The organism is Streptomyces sp. NPDC048172 (genome assembly GCF_043202595.1).
In the GTDB taxonomy this organism is placed as follows: domain Bacteria; phylum Actinomycetota; class Actinomycetes; order Streptomycetales; family Streptomycetaceae; genus Streptomyces.
This window is the reverse complement of the sequence record NZ_JBIDAT010000007.1, coordinates 288999-305322: the sequence shown is the minus strand read 5'-3', so window position 1 is coordinate 305322 and position 16324 is coordinate 288999. Positions and strand designations below refer to the sequence as shown.

The window sequence follows — 16324 nt, the reverse complement described above, 5'->3', positions numbered from 1 at the left end:
CGGTACATCCTGACTGATCCCGCGCGCGGGCGCCGCATCGGTCCCCAAACCGATTCGAGACCGGGACATTGACGCCCGTACACTGACCGTCGTGACCGAGAACACTCAGCGCCCAGAGACCCCCGCAGATCTGCCGACCCAGTACGCGCCGGCCGAGGTAGAGGGGAAGCTGTACGAGCGCTGGGTGGAGCGGGGCTATTTCGAGGCCGACGCCAAGAGCGAGCGGACTCCGTACACGATCGTCATCCCCCCGCCCAACGTCACCGGCTCCCTGCACCTCGGCCACGCCTTCCAGCACACGCTGATGGACGCCCTCACCCGGCGTAAGCGGATGCAGGGCTTCGAGGCGCTGTGGCTGCCCGGCATGGACCACGCGGGCATCGCCACGCAGAACAAGGTCGAGCAGCAGCTCGCCGAGGAGGGCAAGTCCCGCCAGGACCTCGGCCGCGAGGAGTTCGTCCGCCGCGTCTGGCAGTGGAAGGACGAGTACGGCGGGAAGATCCTCGGCCAGATGCGCCGCCTCGGCGACGGGGTCGACTGGAGCCGCGAGCGCTTCACCATGGACGAGGGCCTCTCGCGCGCCGTCCAGACCGTCTTCAAGAAGATGTTCGACGACGGGCTGATCTACCGCGCCGAGCGGATCATCAACTGGTGCCCGCGCTGCCTCACCGCGATCTCCGACATCGAGGTCGAGTACCAGGAGGACGACGGCGAGCTCGTCCAGATCCAGTACGGCGAGGGGGAGGACACGGTCGTCGTCGCGACGACCCGCGCCGAGACGATGCTCGGGGACACCGCCATCGCCGTCCACCCGGACGACCCGCGCTGCCAGCACCTGATCGGCAAGCAGATCAAGCTGCCGCTGACCGACCGCACCATCCCCGTCGTCGCCGACACCCACGTCGACCCCGAGTTCGGCACCGGCCAGGTCAAGGTCACCCCGGCCCACGACCCCAACGACTTCGAGATCGGCCGCCGCCACGACCTGCCCATGGTCACGGTCATGGACGAGCGCGGCGTGATCACCGCGCCCGGCCCGTTCGAGGGCCTGGACCGCTTCGAGGCGCGCTCGGCGATCGTCGCGGCGCTCCGCGAGCAGGGCCGGATCCGCGAGGAGAAGCGGCCGTACAAGCACAGCGTCGGGCACTGCTCGCGCTGCAAGACGACCATCGAGCCGCGGCTGTCCATGCAGTGGTGGGTCAAGGTCGCGCCCCTCGCCCAGGCCGCGGGCGACGCCGTCCGCGACGGGCGTACGAAGATCCACCCCGCCGACATGTCGTCCCGCTACTTCGACTGGGTCGACAACATGCACGACTGGACGATCTCCCGCCAGCTCTGGTGGGGCCACCGCATCCCGGTCTGGTACGGGCCGAACGGTGAGGTCGTCTGCGTCGGCCCCGACGAGGAGCCCCCGGCCGGCGAGGGCTGGACCCAGGACCCCGACGTCCTGGACACCTGGTTCTCCTCGGGCCTGTGGCCGTTCTCCACGCTCGGCTGGCCCGACGAGACGGCGGACCTCGCGAAGTTCTATCCGACCGACGTCCTGGTCACGGGGTACGACATCATCTTCTTCTGGGTCGCCCGGATGATGATGTTCGGTACGTACGTGATGGACGAGGTCCCCTTCCACACCATCCAGCTCACCGGCCTCGTCCGCGACGAGCACGGCAAGAAGATGTCGAAGTCCTTCGGCAATGTCGTCGACCCGCTCGACTGGATGGACGCCTACGGCTCGGACGCCCTGCGCTTCACCCTGGCCAGCGGCGCCAACCCCGGCACCGACGTGCCGATCGGCGAGGACTGGGTCAAGGCGTCCCGCAACTTCGCCAACAAGATCTGGAACGCCACGCGCTTCGCGCTGATGAACGGCGCCACGGTCGAGGGCCCCCTCCCGGACCCCTCCGAGATGTCGGCCACCGACCGCTGGATCCTCTCCCGGCTGAACGCCACGGTCGCCGAGGTCGACGCGTTCTACGAGGACTACCAGTTCTCGAAGCTCTCCGACGCCCTGCGCCACTTCGCCTGGGACGAGGTCTTCGACTGGTACGTCGAGCTGTCCAAGACCACCTTCTTCGCGGGCGGCCGCCCGGCGGAGGTCTCGGGCCGTGTCCTCGGCGAGGTCCTCGACGTCATGCTGCGGCTGCTGCACCCGGTCGTCCCCTTCGTCACCGAGACGCTGTGGACGACGCTCACGGGCGGGGAGTCCGTCGTGGTCGCCGACTGGCCGTCGGACTCCGGTTTCCGCGACGCGGCGGCCGAGGCCGAACTCGCCGCCGTCCAGCAGGCCGTCACCGAGGTCCGCCGCTTCCGCGCCGACCAGGGCCTGCAGCCCGGCCAGAAGGTCCCCGCCCGGCTCGACCTGGACGGGACGCCGCTCGCGGCGCACGAGGAGCCGATCCGCCAGCTCCTGCGCCTCCAGCCCGCCGAGGACGGCTTCCAGGCCACGGCCTCGCTGCCCGTCGTGGGCGCGACGGTCGCGCTGGACCTCTCCGGCGCGATCGACGTCGAGGCCGAGCGCAAGCGCCTCGCGAAGGACCTCGCGGCGGCCGAGAAGGAGCTGAAGCAGACGACGGCGAAGCTGGGCAACGAGGCGTTCCTCGCGAAGGCCCCCGACCAGGTCGTCGACAAGATCCGCACCCGGAAGGCGGCGGCGGAGGCCGACATCGACCGGCTGAAGGGCCAGATCGAGAAGCTGGGCTGAGCCCGGCCCTCAGTGGTCGAGCGCGACAGGACCCGCCGGTGAACGCTCCGCGTTGCGGCGGGTCTTGGCCCAGCCACCCCGTCCCCGTACGGCGCGCGCGAGGGCGCGGACGGAGACCGGGAAGAGGTGGTACGCGTACAGCCACAGCACCAGCCCCCACCCGAGTCCCGTCGGCCAGGAGCGCGTCGGCGCGTACGTACGCCGGTAGCGCAGCCCCCAGCCCAGGAACGGCAGCACCGAGACCAGCGTCAGCGCCGCGAGCAACGGCCATACGGCGGCGGCCCGTTCGCCCACCGGGGCCCAGCCGTACGCGCTCACGGTGAGGCCCGTCAGCGTGGCGGCCGTCGCGGCGACCGCGAGCGCCAGCAGATGCGCGAGCGGCTGCACGAAGGTGTAGAGCGCCTCCAGCACGGCCGTGCCCGAGAAGTGCCGGGAGGCGAGGACGCGCGGCGCGTAGCGGGCGCAGGCGAGATTGCCCTGGGCCCAGCGGGTGCGCTGGGTGAGCAGCCTGCGCGGGTCCGGCAGGCCCTCCTGCGTGACGTGGGTGTCCGCGAGGTGCGTGGTGCGGTAGCCGTTCAGCAGCATGTGCAGGCCGAGTTCGTAGTCCTCCAGCAGCGCGCCGCCCTGCCAGGGGTGCCGCTCGGCCGCGGCGATGCGGTCGAGGGCCGCGAGCCGGGTGAACTGCCCGTTGCCGCCCAGGCCCGCCGCGCCCGAGCGGGAGCGCAGCGCCTGCGTGCCCGAGCAGGCCATCGCGAACTCCATGTCCTGCGCCCGCACCAGCAGCCGCCCCAGCGCGCGGGGGTGCGGCTCGTCCACGTTCCGCATCCGCACGTCGACCTGGACGCCGCCGATGTCGTCGTCGCCGAAGCCGGAGGGGCCGGAGACCGGGGCGAGGGCGTGCGGGTCGAGCTGCCCGTCGGCGTCCACGACACAGACGATCACCCGTGAACGGTCGGTGCCCTCCGGCAGGAACCGGTTCAGCTCCCCGTACGCCGCGTTGAGCGCCGCGCCCTTGCCCAGGCGGGCGTGCGGACGGCGGCGGCTCACGACCCGTACGCGCGAATCGCGGGCGGCGAGGGCGGCGACGATCGCGCCCGTACGGTCGTCGCTGTCGTCGTCGATCACCCAGACGTGGGCGTCGGGGAAGCTGCCGCGCAGCCGCGCGACGGTGGTGCCGATGACGGCCTCCTCGTCGCGGCACGGCACGAAGAAGTGCCAGTCGAAGGCGGCCGGTTCGCCCGGCGCCGAGGGCCTCCGGCGGGCGAGGGCGTGCAGCACGCTCACCCAGTGCAGCAGGAAAGCGCCCAGCAGGAGGAGGGGGAGGACGACGAGCAACGGGGCTCCTTCCGTAAGAGGGGTCATGCGGCCGCGAGGTACGCGGACGACGCCGGGTCGAGCAGCGCGGCGATCCGCTCCGAGGCGCGGCCGTCGCCGAACGGGCTGGGCAGCGCGGCGAGGCGGCGCAGCCCCAGCGCGCCCTGCGCGAGCCTGCGGCGCGCGGCCTCCCCGACCGCCGCGCCCGGCGACACCAGCTCGGCGAAGTCCCGCAGCGCCTCGGGCCGTTCGGTCGAGCGGCGGACGACGACCAGCGGGCGGCCCAGCACGGTGACCTCCTCCTGGACGCCGCCCGAGTCCGAGACGAGCAGCGCGGCCTCCCGCGCGAGGCCGAGGAACGCGCCGTAGCCCAGCGGCCCGGTGACGGTCAGCCCCGCGAGCAGCGGCGCGAGCCCGGACGCGTCGATCCGGGCGCGGGTACGCGGATGGAGGGGCAGCAGCACGGGCGTACCGGCGGCGGCGAGCGCGCCCAGCTCGGCGAGGGTGGCGCGCAGCGCCGCGGTGTCGTCGGTGTTCTCGGGGCGGTGCAGGGTGGCCAGCACGTAGCCGTCGACGGGCAGGCCGTGGCGGGCGCGCAGCGCGGCCCGCTCGTCCGGCGAGGGCAGATGGTGGCGCACGGCCTCCACGACGGTGTTGCCGGTGACCTCGATCCGCTCGTCCGGCACGCCCTCGGCGCGCAGCGCGGCGCGGTCGGTCTCCGTCGGCGCGCACAGCACGTCGGCCACGGAGTCGATCAGCACCCGGTTGTGCTCCTCGGGCATGGCGCGGTCGTGGCTGCGCAGCCCGGCCTCGACGTGCACGAGCCGGATGCCCCGCGCGTTGGCGGCGAGCGCCCCGGCGAGCGCGGCGTTGGTGTCGCCCTGCACGACGACGGAGGCCGGGGGAGCGGCGGCGAACAGCGCGTCGAGCTGCTCCAGCGCGGCCGCGAGCTGCCCGGCGCGCGGCCTGCCGCCGACCCCGTCCAGGAACGTCGGCTCCGGCAGCCCCAGCTCCGTCAGGAAGCGGCCCGACATCTCCTCGTCGTAGTGCTGCCCGGTGTGGATCAGCCGGGCCTCCGGGCCGAGCAGCCGCAGCAGCTCGGTGACCTTGACCAGCTCGGGCCGGGTGCCGAGCACGACGGCCGTGCCGTTGCCGTGGCTGTCGTGGGGCGTGGGGGAGAGGGCGGGCATCCGGGCTCCTGGTGCTGTTCGCGGGCGGCGTACAGCGGCCAGAGTGGCGGGCCACGGTCGCGCGGACCGGTGCGCTCCGGTAGCGCGACGGTTGCTTTTTCCGAGTCCCTGATCAGCCTTCGGGGGGCCGGAAGCGGTACCCCGTGCCCCGTACGGCCTCCAGCGGGTCCTCGGGGCCGCCGCCGCCCGCCTCGCGGAGCTTGCGGCGCAGCCGCAGCACGGCGAACTTCACCCGCTCCCTGCCGGTCCCCGTCGGGTCGTCCCACACCATGTCGAGCAGCTGTTCGGTGGTGACGATCCGCCCCCGGTTCCGTACGAGCGTCCGCAGCAGCCGGAACTCGATCTCGCTCAGCCGCACCTCGGCCCCCTGCCACACCGCCGAGCGCCGCTCGGGCACCAGGACGAGACCGGCGGCCTCCGCGTCGGCCGTGCCGTCCACGCCGTCCGTGCCGTCCGCGTCGCGCGTACGGCGCCGCAGCAGGGCCTCGATACGGGCGAGCAGCTCGTCGTTGCCGAACGGCTTGGGCAGATAGTCGTCCGCGCCCGCGCGCAGCCCCCGCACCCGGTCGGGCTCGGAGCCGTGCGCCGTCAGCATCAGCACGGGGACGTCGGTCAGGTCGCGGGTGCGGTCCAGGACCTCCCAGCCGTTCAGCCCCGGCAGCCCGATGTCCAGCACCATCAGCGCGGGGCGCGCCTCGAAGAGCAGCCGCAGCCCCTCGCGCCCGTCGGCCGCAGTGGTCACCTCGTACCCGGCGCGGCCCAGCAGCGTGGTGAGGGCGAGCCGCAGATCGGGCTCGTCCTCGACGACGAGGATCCGTACGCCGCTCATGAGACCCCCGTCCCGCCGTCCGGCCCCTCCATCGGCAGACGCAGCCGGAAGACCGCGCCCTCGCCCTCCGCGCCGCCCTCGCCCTCCGCGCCGCCGACGGTGAGCGTGCCGCCGTGCAGCCGCACGATGTCGTGGCTGACGGCGAGCCCGATGCCGCTGCCCGGATAGCCGCCGCGCTCGGCGTTGGGGGCCCGCGCGAAGGTCTGGAAGATCGCGTTCCGGGATTCCTCCGGGACGCCGATCCCGGTGTCCGCGACCTCGATCTCCCACGCCGCGCCGCGCGGCGCCGCCGTCAGCCGGACGTCGCCGCCCGCCGGGGTGTACTTCGCGGCGTTGCCCAGCAGGTTCGTCACCACGCGCTCCAGCAGGTGCTCGTCCCCGCGCAGCGGGGGCCCGTCGGCGCAGCGCACCGTGAGGAAGACCCCGGCCTCCTCGACCGCCGCCATCCGGGCGTCCAGCGCGTGCTCCAGCAGCCGCGGCACCCGCACCTCGCCCAGCTCCAGCCCGTGCGGCCCGGCGGGTCCGCCGGGGGCGCCGGACGTGGGCAGCAGTCGGGCGATGACCTGGCGCATGTTCTCCGCGTTGCGGGCGATGGCGGCGAGGAAGTCCCGCTGGTGGGCGTCGAGCGTGCCGCTCACCGGGTCGGCCAGCAGCTCGCAGAAGCTGACGACGGCGGCGAGCGGCGTGCGCAGCTCGTGCGAGGCGGTCGCGGTGAACTCCCGCCGCTCCCGCAGCACCCGCTCCAGGTCCTCGTTGTCCCGCCGCAGATCGTGCTCGGTCCGCTTGGCCTCGGTGACGTCGCGGTACGTCCAGAGGAAGCCCACGTGCGCGTCCCCGTCCTGCAGCGGCACGGTCTCCCGGTTGACGACCCGGCCGTCGCGCAGCGGGATCTCGGTCACCCGGCGGATCCGGGGCCCGTGGTCGCGCGGCGAGGTCCGCGCCGCCGGGTGGCCCGGCACATAGCGCAGCGCGATCGCGTCCAGCACCGCGACGGCCGGGGCGCCCGGCGAGATGTCGCACTCCGGGCCGAGGCCGAACATCGTGCCGAGCGCGTCGTTCGACGCCACGATCCGGCCGTCCGTCCCCTGGCACAGCACGCCCAGCGGCGCCGCCTGGAGCGCCGCGCGCAGCACCCGTACGTGCGCGGGCGGTACGGAGGGAAGAAAGGGGTCCCGGACCACGGCCACGCTCCTCACCGCGAACTGCCCCGAGCCCCCCTCGTGCGGTCACCCTAGTCCGGGGAGGGCCCGCCCGCCGCCCGGCCGCCGCCCGGCCGGAAGGGAACGGCGGGCTTACGTAGACTGGTCCGCGTGAGCGACGAGCCCCAGCCCCACGAGCCCGAGGGCGATGAGCCCGAGTCCTCCCCGTTCGAGGAGATCGTCGGGGAGGCGACCGACCGCGACCCGGACCTCGCCGTCATCGAGGCGGGCAGCCGGACGCTGCGCGCCCAGGCGGGTCCGCAGCCCGACGTGGTGCCGACGCGCCCCGAGGACCCCGAGCTCGACGCGGCGCTGCGCGCGGTCGAGGACGAGCTGGCGACCCGCTGGGGCGAGACCAAGCTGGAGCCCTCCGTCAAGCGGATCTCCGCGCTGATGGACGTGCTGGGCGAGCCCCAGCGCTCGTACCCCTCGATCCACATCACGGGCACCAACGGCAAGACGACCACGGCCCGCATGATCGAGGCCCTGCTCGGCGCCTTCGACCTGCGCGTGGGGCGGTACAGCTCGCCGCACGTCCAGTCGATCACCGAGCGCCTCAGCATCGACGGGGCCCCGGTCCCGGCCGAGAAGTTCGTCGAGATCTACGAGGACGTCAAGCCGTACGTCGAGATGGTCGACGCCCAGCAGGAGTACCGGCTCTCGTTCTTCGAGGTCCTCACCGGAATGGCGTACGCGTCCTTCGCGGACGCCCCCGTGGACATCGCCGTCGTCGAGGTCGGCATGGGCGGCTCCTGGGACGCGACGAACGTCATCGACGGGAACGTCGCGGTGATCACCCCCATCTCCCTCGACCACACCGACCGGCTCGGCGAGACGCCCGAGCAGATCGCCGTCGAGAAGTCCGGGATCATCAAGCCGGACGCCACCGTCGTGCTGGCCCAGCAGCCGGTCGAGGCCGCCTCGGTCGTGCTGAAGAAGGCCGTCGAGGTCGACGCGACCGTGGCCCGCGAGGGCATGGAGTTCGGCGTCGTCTCCCGCGAACTGGCCGTCGGCGGCCAGCAGCTCACGCTGCGCGGCCTCGGCGGTGAGTACGACGACATCTTCCTGCCGATCCACGGCGCCCACATGGCGCACAACGCCGCGGTGGCGCTCTCCGCCGTCGAGGCGTTCTTCGGCATCGGCCAGCAGCAGGCCCGCACGCTCGACATCGACGTGGTCCGCGAGGCGTTCGCCTCCGTCACCTCCCCGGGCCGCCTGGAGGTCGTCCGGAAGAGCCCGACCGTCGTGCTCGACGCCGCGCACAACCCGGCGGGGGCGCGCGCCACGGCCGAGGCCGTGAGCGAGGCGTTCGGTTTCAGCCGACTCGTGGGCGTGGTCGCGCCGAGCAGGGACAAGGACGTGCGCGGCGTGCTGGAGGCGTTCGAGCCGGTCTTCGCCGAGGTCGTCGTCAGCCGCCACCAGACCCACCGCGCCATGGACGTCGACGAGCTGGCCGCCCTCGCGGTCGAGGTCTTCGGCGAGGACCGGGTGCAGGTCGAACCGCGGCTGGACAGCGCGATCGAGGAGGCGATCACCCTGGCCGAGGAGGACGGGGAGTACGCCGGGGCCGGCGTCCTGGTCACGGGCTCCGTCTTCACGGTCGGCGAGGCGCGGCTGCTGCTGGGAGGGAAGCGCTGATGCGGATGCTGTGCGCGTCGACGCTGATCGGTGAGTTCTTCGTCGTGGCATTCGCGGGACTGGTCGCCATGCAGACGAGTGATCTGTCCAAGGCCACGGTCTGGACGGTCTGCGGCGTCGCGATGGTGCTGTGCGTGCTGCTCTGCGGAATGATCACCCGGCGTGGCGGCGTCGAGCTGGGCTGGGCCCTGCAGATCGGCCTGATCATCAGCGGCTTCGTGGTCCCCGCGATGTTCTTCCTCGGCGCCTGCTTCGCGGGCCTGTGGTGGGCCTCGGTGCACTACGGCCGCAAGATCGACGAGGCCAAGGCCCGCTTCGCCGCGATGGCGGAGTCCGGGGCCGGGCCCGGCGGTGGACCCGAGGGTGGGCCTGAGCCGGACGCTGCGTAATACGGCGTCCTCTCACCCGTGTAGCCTCTACGCACCGCAGAGTCACACCCTCAAGGAGTCCGCACGATGTCCCAGCGCACCCTCGTCCTTCTCAAGCCGGACGCCGTTCGTCGCGGGCTGGTCGGCGAGATCATCGGCCGTATCGAGGCCAAGGCCGACTGGAAGATCACGGCGCTGGAGCTGCGCACCCTCGACAAGTCCACCCTGGAGACGCACTACGCGGAGCACCAGGGCCGCCCCTTCTACGAGCCCCTGGTCGAGTTCATGCTCTCCGGTCCCTCCGTGGCGCTGGTCGTCGAGGGTGAGCGCGTGATCGAGGGCGTGCGGACGCTGGCCGGGCCGACCGACCCGATCGCCGCCGCGCCGGGCTCGATCCGGGGTGACTTCGGCACGATCGTCCGTGAGAACCTGATCCACGCGTCGGACTCCGAGGAGTCCGCCGAGCGGGAGCTGAAGATCTTCTTCCCCGACTTCGTCTGACGGGGGCTCTCCTCACGGGGGCTGAAGAGGGAAGGGCAGGGGAACCCATCACTCCGACACGACGTCACCATTACGGGGGACGGTCGGGGTTCCGCTGACAATGGCGGAGGAACCGTCTCTACGTGTTCGAGCAAGCGCGTCTACGATGGAACCCGCGCGCTCCGCCAGGCTCGGTGTCGGCGCGTTCACACTTCCTGCCGTTCCCTCACACACCATCGCCCCACTTGGAAGGCCAGACGCATCCATGGCAACCAACATGTCGTTCATCGGCCGTGATATGGCTGTCGACCTCGGGACCGCCAACACGCTGGTGTACGTCAGGGGTCGCGGGATCGTCCTCAACGAGCCGTCCGTCGTCGCGATCAACACGAACACGGGCGGCATCCTCGCGGTCGGCGCCGAAGCGAAGAAGATGATCGGCCGGACCCCTGGCAACATCGTGGCCGTGCGCCCCTTGAAGGACGGCGTGATCGCCGACTTCGAGATCACCGAGCGTATGCTGCGCTACTTCATCCTCAAGATCCACAAGCGGCGGTATCTCGCCCGGCCGCGTGTCGTCGTCTGCGTCCCGTCCGGCATCACGGGAGTGGAGCGCCGCGCGGTGATCGAGGCGTCGACCCAGGCGGGTGCCCGCCAGGTGCACATCATCGAGGAGCCGATGGCCGCGGCGATCGGTTCCGGCCTCCCCGTCCACGAGGCGACGGGCAACATGGTCGTGGACATCGGCGGCGGCACCACCGAGGTCGCCGTGATCTCGCTCGGCGGAATCGTCACCGCACAGTCGATCCGCGTCGCGGGCGACGAGCTGGACAACGCGATCATCCAGCACATCAAGAAGGAGTACAGCCTTCTGCTCGGTGAGCGCACGGCCGAGAGCATCAAGATCACGATCGGCTCGGCCAACCAGCTGGACAAGGACGAGCACACCGAGATCCGCGGCCGTGACCTGGTCAGCGGCCTGCCCAAGACGGTGGTGATCTCGGCCGGCGAGGTCCGCAAGGCCATCGAGGAGCCCGTCAACGCGATCGTGGACGCGGTCAAGACCACCCTCGACAAGTGCCCGCCCGAGCTGTCCGGCGACGTGATGGACCGGGGCATCGTGCTCACCGGCGGCGGCGCCCTGCTGCGCGGCCTCGACGAGCGGCTGCGCCGCGAGACCGGCATGCCGATCCACATCGCGGAGGACCCGCTCGACTCGGTGGCGCTGGGCTCCGGCAAGTGCGTCGAGGAATTCGAGGCGCTCCAGCAGGTACTGGACGCCCAGCCGAGGCGTTAGCCGTATGTGGTGCCCCACAGGGGCGCTTCAGGGGCGCGGGGACCGTGTGAGTGATCGCGACGCGCCCGCGGCCCGCCGCCCGCGCACCGGGGCAGCACCCACAACAGAAGATACGTAAGAGCGCACGACACGACACGGTCCGACCAAGAAAGGCACGGCCGCCGCACGTGAGGGACACACGAGAAAGCCGGCTGCTGCTCGTCCTGCTGATCGCCATCGCGTTCGCACTGATCACGGTGGATCTCAGAGGGGGCGAGCAGTCACCGCTCGACGGTGCGCGGTCGGGGGCCGCGTCCGTCCTGGGACCTGTCGAGAACGGCGTAGCGTCGGCGGTGGACCCCGTCGGGAACGCGATCGGCGCCGTCCGCGACTCGGGCGAGAGACACGACAGGATCAGCCGCCTGGAGCGCGAGAACGCGCAGCTCAAGCACGAGATCGGCTCCAAGGACCGGAACCGCGCCCGCGCCGGGGAGCTGGACAAGCTCCTCAAGACGGCCGGCGCCGGGGGATACGGGGTCAAGGGCGCCCAGGTCATCGCGATCGGCGCCGCGCAGGGATTCTCCTGGACCGTCACCATCGACGCGGGCAGCAACGACGGCCTGCGCCGCGACATGACGGTGCTCAACGGGGACGGGCTCGTCGGCCGCGTCACCACGGTCGGCCCCTCCACGGCCACCGTGCTGCTCGCCAACGACCCGGACTTCACCGTCGGCACCCGGCTGGAGAAGAGCAGCGAGCTCGGCTTCGCCACGGGCCGCGGGGGCAACGCGCTCAACGTCCAGCTCATGAACGGCAAGGCCAAGGTGAAGAAGGGCGACCGCCTCGTCACCTTCGGCTCCCGCGCCGACAAGCCCTTCGTGCCCGGCGTGCCCGTCGGCAAGGTCACCAAGGTCAACCGGCACAAGGGCGATCTGACCCGCACCGTCAGCGTCCGCCCGTACGTGGGCTTCACCAAGCTCGACATCGTCGGCGTGGTCGTCGAGCCGCCGCGCTCCGACCCGCGGGACGAGGTGCTCAAGGCGAAGAAGCCGAAGCCCGCGCCCACCGTGACCGTCACCAAGACGCCGAAGGCGGACAAGGGGAACGGTGAGCAGCCGGGCGGCGGACAGCCGAGCGGCGCCGCCACCAACACCCCGGCGCCCGGAGCCACTGGAGTCGCCCGATGATCCTCAACCGGATTCTGCTCTCGGCCTCGCTGGTCGTCGTCGCGCTCATCGTCCAGGTCACCGTGCTCGCCCGGCTGCAGCTGCCCGGCGCCGTGCCCGACCTGCTGCTGCTCGTCGTCCTCGGCCTCGCGCTGGTCTACGGACACACGGCGGGCGCCCTGGTCGGCTTCACCGCCGGGCTCCTCGCCGACATCGCCCCGCCCGCCGATCACGCGGTGGGGCGGTACGCGCTGGTGCTCTGCGTGATCGGGTACGCGGCGGGCCTCACCAAGCCCGACAACGGCCAGCACCGTTCGGCGACCGTGCCCATGCTCGTCGTGGCCAGCGCCGCCATCAGCTCCACGCTGCTGTACGCGGGGGTGGGCGCCCTCGTCGGCGACACCGCGGCGCGGCAGGTCGGCCTCACCGGGCTGCTGGTCACCGCCACCATCTACGACCTGCTGCTGGCGCCCTTCACGGTGCCGCTGATCATGGCGCTGGCCCGGCGCTCCGAGAAGGACCCGCTGGGCGACGGCGCGGGCGCGGGGGGCGGCAGCGCGAGCGGCGGCGACCGTACGTACGGCTGGCTCACCTCCGGCGCGGGGCTGGGCGGCGGGAGCGGCGGCCTGTTCGGGGGCAAGCGGAGCAAGGGCGTGGGCATCGGCAGCCAGCGCGGCAATCTGCTGGGGCGCTCGGCCCGTAACAAGGCAGGGAAGATCAAGGGGGTCAAGCGCCTGTGACCAACATCCCGGAGACCGGCCGCACCCAGCGGGTCAACATCCGGCTGATCGCCATCCAGATCCTGGTGATGTCGCTCCTGCTCACGCTCGGCGGACGGCTGTGGTACCTCCAGATCCGCAACGGCGACGAGTACGAGAAGGAAGCCGCGGGCAACCACGTCCAGCAGGTCGTCCAGCCCGCCGTGCGCGGCTCGATACTGGATTCGCGCGGCGTGGCCATCGCGGACAACGAGACCCGCCTCGTCGTCTCCGCCTCGCGCACCGAGCTGATGAAGCAGGACGACGACGGCGAGGCCGTGCTCGAACGGCTCGCGCGGGTCCTCGACATGAAGGCGAAGACCGTCAAGGAGAAGGTCCGGCTCTGCGACGCGAAGACGAAGCAGCCCTGCTGGAACGGCTCGCCCTACCAGCCGATCCCGGTCACGGACAACGCCAAGCCGAAGCAGGCGCTCCAGATCCGTGAGCGCTCCGAGGACTTCCCCGGCATCACCGCCGAGCCCATGGCCGTGCGCCGCTACCCCGCTCCGTACGGCGCGAACACCTCGCAGGCGCTGGGCTACCTCTCGCCCGTCACCGACGACGAGATCGAGAAGGCGAAGGACAGCGACTCGCCGTTCCTGCCGTCCGACGAGATCGGGCGCTCCGGGCTGGAGCGGTCGTACGACAACAAGCTGCGCGGCAGTTCGGGCGTGACGCGTTACGAGGTGGACAACCTCGGCCGGGTGATGGGCCGGGCCAAGAGCGACAAGGCGAAGCCGGGCGGGAACCTCGTCACCTCGATGGACTCCCGCGTCCAGGCCGTCACCGAGAAGCAGCTCGACCTGGCCATGAAGACCGCCCGCAAGGAGCACGACAAGAACACCGGGCGGAACTACGAGGCGGACGCGGGCGCCGCCGTCGTCATGGAGAACCGGACGGGGCGGGTCGTCGCGATGGCGTCCAACCCCGAGTACGACCCGAACGCGTGGGTCGGCGGGATCTCCGGCAAGGAGTACGCGCGGCTCACCGGGAAGAAGTCGAACTACCCGCTGCTGAACCGCTCGATCCAGGGCCTCGCGGCGCCCGGCTCGATCTTCAAGGTGATCCCGACCGCCGCCGCCGTCAACGCGGGCTACGACTTCAACGGGGGCTACAACTGCGGCTCCTCGTACTCCGTCGGCGGACAGGTCTTCAAGAACTTCGAGTCGAAGGGGTACGGCACGATCAACCTGGGCCGCGCCCTGGAGGTCTCCTGCGACACCGTCTTCTACGACCTGGCGTACAAGCAGTGGAAGAAGGACGGCGGCAACAAGCCGGGGAAGGGCGCCAAGGACTGGTTCTACAAGACGGCGCACCAGTTCGGCCTCGGCGCGAAGACCGGCGTGGACCTGCCGAACGAGGTCGAGGGCCGCGTCCCGGACCGCAAGTGGAAGCGCGACTACTGGAAGGCCAACAAGGACGCCTGGTGCGCGCAGGCCAAGGACGCCAAGACGTACGCCGACAAGATCGCCAAGGAGAACTGCGTCTCCGGCATGAAGATGCGCGCCGGTGACAGCGTCAACTACTCGATCGGCCAGGGCGACACCCTGGTGACGCCGATCCAGATGGCCACGATCTACGGCGCGCTCGGCAACGGCGGCACGCTCTACGACCCGACCCTCGGCAAGGCCGTCATCAGCGCCGACGGCAAGCACGTGAACAAGATCAAGCCCACGTCGCACGGCAAGCTGCCCATAGGGAAGCGGACCCTCACGCAGATGGACAAGGCCCTCCAGGGCGTGGCGACGCGGGGCACCGCCGCCTGGCGCTTCGGGGACGCGGGCTGGCCGCAGAACAAGATCAAGATGCGGGCCAAGACCGGTACGGCGGAGGTCGCGGGCAAGCAGACGACCTCGTGGTTCGCGACGTACACGGACGACTTCACGGTCGTCATGACCATCTCCCAGGGTGGTACCGGATCGGGCGCCTCCGGTCCGGCCGTACGGAAGATCTACGACGCCATATACGGCGTGGGCAAGGACGGCAGCATCGACAAGAAGAAGGCGCTGCTGCCCAAGCCGGCGACGAAGCTGCCGAAGATCGACAAGGACGGCGCCATCGAGGCCGAGAAGGACAAGACCTTCGGCACGGACGGGAAGAAGAAGCCGAAGCCGGGGAACCAGCCCGGGAACGCGGGGAACCCCGCGCAGGCGGGCGGGGACCAGGCGCAGGCGGCCAGGCGTGAGCAGGAGGACGTCCGTTGAGCACGCACTCCTACCCGCTCGGCCGCTACAGCGCGCGGCGGCGCTCGACGTGGAGCAGGCTGACCGCGCGCGACTCCGTCGTCTGGCGGCTCGACTGGATCATGCTGCTGGCCGGGCTCGCGCTCTCGGTCATCGGCTCGATACTGGTCTACTCCGCGACCCGTAACCGCACCGAGCTGAACCAGGGCGACCCGCACTACTTCCTGATGCGGCACGCGATCTTCCTGGTCATCGGCGTCGCGATGATGGGCGGCACGGTCTGGCTCGGCCACCGGCGGCTGCGCGGCGCGGTGCCGGTCCTGTACGGGGTCTCGGTCTTCCTCGCCGTCCTGGTGCTCACCCCGCTGGGCGCCACGATCAACGGCTCGCGGGCCTGGCTGAACCTCGGCGGCGGATTCACCATCCAGCCCGCCGAGTTCATCAAGATCACGGTCATCCTGGGCATGGCGATGATGCTCGCCGCGAAGGTGGACGCGGGCGACCGCGACCACCCCGACCACCGCACGGTGGTGCACGCGCTGGGCATGGCGGCCCTGCCGATCGTCGTCATCCTGCTGATGCCGGACCTCGGTTCGGTGATGGTGCTGGTCGTCACGGTGCTGGGGGTGCTGCTCGCCTCCGGTGCCTCCAACCGCTGGGTGCTCGGGCTGATCCTGGCCGGGACCGGCGGCGCGGTGCTGATCTGGGCGCTCGGCGTGCTCGACGAGTACCAGATCAACCGCTTCGCCGCGTTCGCCAACCCCGCGCTCGACCCGGCCGGTGTCGGCTACAACACCAACCAGGCCCGCATCGCCATCGGCTCGGGCGGCCTCGGCGGCAAGGGGCTCTTCGAGGGCACCCAGACCACCGGGCAGTTCGTCCCCGAGCAGCAGACGGACTTCGTCTTCACGGTCGCGGGGGAGGAGCTGGGCTTCATCGGCGGCGGCCTCATCATCGTCCTGCTGGGCGTGGTGATCTGGCGGGCCTGCCGCATCGCCCGGGAGTCCTCGGAGCTGTACGGGACGATCGTCGCGGCCGGTGTCGTGGCCTGGTTCGCGTTCCAGGCGTTCGAGAACATCGGCATGTGCCTGGGCATCATGCCCGTCGCGGGACTCCCGCTGCCCTTCGTCTCCTACGGGGGTACGTCCATGTTCGCCGTATGGATCGCGGTGGGGCTGCTGCAGTCGATCAGAACCCAGCGGCCGGTGGCCGCGTAGCGGGC

13 protein-coding genes are annotated in these 16324 nt (G+C 71.6%); 9 read left to right on the top strand and 4 right to left on the bottom strand.

Annotated features, from left to right (window positions below):
• The first annotated feature begins 91 nt into the window (after positions 1-91).
• Complete coding sequence (locus ACGF3A_RS30830; protein WP_393733664.1) at positions 92-2701, top strand: valine--tRNA ligase; 2610 nt, start codon at positions 92-94, stop codon at positions 2699-2701.
• Positions 2702-2710: 9 nt separating this feature from the next.
• Here the strand turns inward: ACGF3A_RS30830 and ACGF3A_RS30825 are convergent, their stop codons facing one another.
• The 4 genes from ACGF3A_RS30825 to ACGF3A_RS30810 all read right to left on the bottom strand — a co-directional run bounded on the left by ACGF3A_RS30825 (position 2711) and on the right by ACGF3A_RS30810 (position 7215).
• Entirely contained in the window at positions 2711-4036 is a 1326-nt protein-coding gene (locus tag ACGF3A_RS30825) for a glycosyltransferase (protein WP_393733663.1), read from the bottom strand.
• 23 nt (positions 4037-4059) lie between these two features.
• On the bottom strand, positions 4060-5205 hold the full coding sequence (wecB, locus tag ACGF3A_RS30820; RefSeq protein WP_393733662.1) for a non-hydrolyzing UDP-N-acetylglucosamine 2-epimerase: 1146 nt from the start codon (positions 5203-5205) through the stop codon (positions 4060-4062).
• Positions 5206-5317: 112 nt separating this feature from the next.
• A complete protein-coding gene (locus ACGF3A_RS30815) occupies positions 5318-6034 on the bottom strand; it encodes a response regulator transcription factor (protein WP_393733661.1) in 717 nt (238 codons plus the stop codon).
• Positions 6031-7215: an ATP-binding protein gene (locus ACGF3A_RS30810; RefSeq protein WP_393733660.1), complete on the bottom strand. Its 1185-nt coding sequence runs from the start codon at positions 7213-7215 to the stop codon at positions 6031-6033. Before ACGF3A_RS30810 ends, ACGF3A_RS30815 begins: the two co-directional genes overlap by 4 nt.
• Before the next feature lie 129 nt (positions 7216-7344).
• Between ACGF3A_RS30810 and ACGF3A_RS30805 the strand changes: the two genes are divergently transcribed.
• The 8 genes from ACGF3A_RS30805 to rodA all read left to right on the top strand — a co-directional run bounded on the left by ACGF3A_RS30805 (position 7345) and on the right by rodA (position 16319).
• Positions 7345-8871, top strand: a complete 1527-nt coding sequence (locus ACGF3A_RS30805) for a bifunctional folylpolyglutamate synthase/dihydrofolate synthase (protein ID WP_393733659.1) — start codon at positions 7345-7347, stop codon at positions 8869-8871.
• Complete coding sequence (locus ACGF3A_RS30800; RefSeq protein ID WP_393733658.1) at positions 8871-9260, top strand: DUF4233 domain-containing protein; 390 nt, start codon at positions 8871-8873, stop codon at positions 9258-9260. The genes ACGF3A_RS30805 and ACGF3A_RS30800 overlap by 1 nt, the downstream gene beginning before the upstream one ends.
• 66 nt (positions 9261-9326) lie before the next feature.
• Complete coding sequence (gene ndk / locus ACGF3A_RS30795) at positions 9327-9740, top strand: nucleoside-diphosphate kinase (protein WP_393733657.1); 414 nt, start codon at positions 9327-9329, stop codon at positions 9738-9740.
• 256 nt (positions 9741-9996) lie between these two features.
• The gene (locus ACGF3A_RS30790) at positions 9997-11016 is read left to right on the top strand and encodes a rod shape-determining protein (protein WP_393733852.1); all 1020 of its coding nucleotides are present in this window, start codon (positions 9997-9999) and stop codon (positions 11014-11016) included.
• Positions 11017-11183: 167 nt separating this feature from the next.
• On the top strand, positions 11184-12182 hold the full coding sequence (mreC, locus tag ACGF3A_RS30785) for a rod shape-determining protein MreC (RefSeq protein ID WP_393733656.1): 999 nt from the start codon (positions 11184-11186) through the stop codon (positions 12180-12182).
• The gene (gene mreD, locus ACGF3A_RS30780) at positions 12179-12901 is read left to right on the top strand and encodes a rod shape-determining protein MreD (protein WP_393733655.1); all 723 of its coding nucleotides are present in this window, start codon (positions 12179-12181) and stop codon (positions 12899-12901) included. The genes mreC and mreD overlap by 4 nt, the downstream gene beginning before the upstream one ends.
• A complete protein-coding gene (gene mrdA, locus ACGF3A_RS30775; protein WP_393733654.1) occupies positions 12898-15123 on the top strand; it encodes a penicillin-binding protein 2 in 2226 nt (741 codons plus the stop codon). Before mreD ends, mrdA begins: the two co-directional genes overlap by 4 nt.
• Positions 15120-16319 carry a rod shape-determining protein RodA gene (gene rodA / locus ACGF3A_RS30770; protein ID WP_393733653.1) on the top strand — a complete coding sequence of 400 codons (1200 nt, stop codon included), beginning with the start codon at positions 15120-15122 and terminating at the stop codon, positions 16317-16319. Before mrdA ends, rodA begins: the two co-directional genes overlap by 4 nt.
• Positions 16320-16324: the final 5 nt, after the last annotated feature.

What these genes read in the sequence shown, in the direction of transcription:
- wecB (WP_393733662.1), bottom strand. Translation starts at nt 5,205, where the DNA reads ATGCCCGCCCTCTCCCCCACGCCCCACGACAGCCACGGCAACGGCACG.
- ACGF3A_RS30815 (WP_393733661.1), bottom strand. Translation starts at nt 6,034, where the DNA reads ATGAGCGGCGTACGGATCCTCGTCGTCGAGGACGAGCCCGATCTGCGG.
- ACGF3A_RS30800 (WP_393733658.1), top strand. Translation starts at nt 8,871, where the DNA reads ATGCGGATGCTGTGCGCGTCGACGCTGATCGGTGAGTTCTTCGTCGTG.
- ndk (WP_393733657.1), top strand. Translation starts at nt 9,327, where the DNA reads ATGTCCCAGCGCACCCTCGTCCTTCTCAAGCCGGACGCCGTTCGTCGC.
- ACGF3A_RS30790 (WP_393733852.1), top strand. Translation starts at nt 9,997, where the DNA reads ATGTCGTTCATCGGCCGTGATATGGCTGTCGACCTCGGGACCGCCAAC.
- mreD (WP_393733655.1), top strand. Translation starts at nt 12,179, where the DNA reads ATGATCCTCAACCGGATTCTGCTCTCGGCCTCGCTGGTCGTCGTCGCG.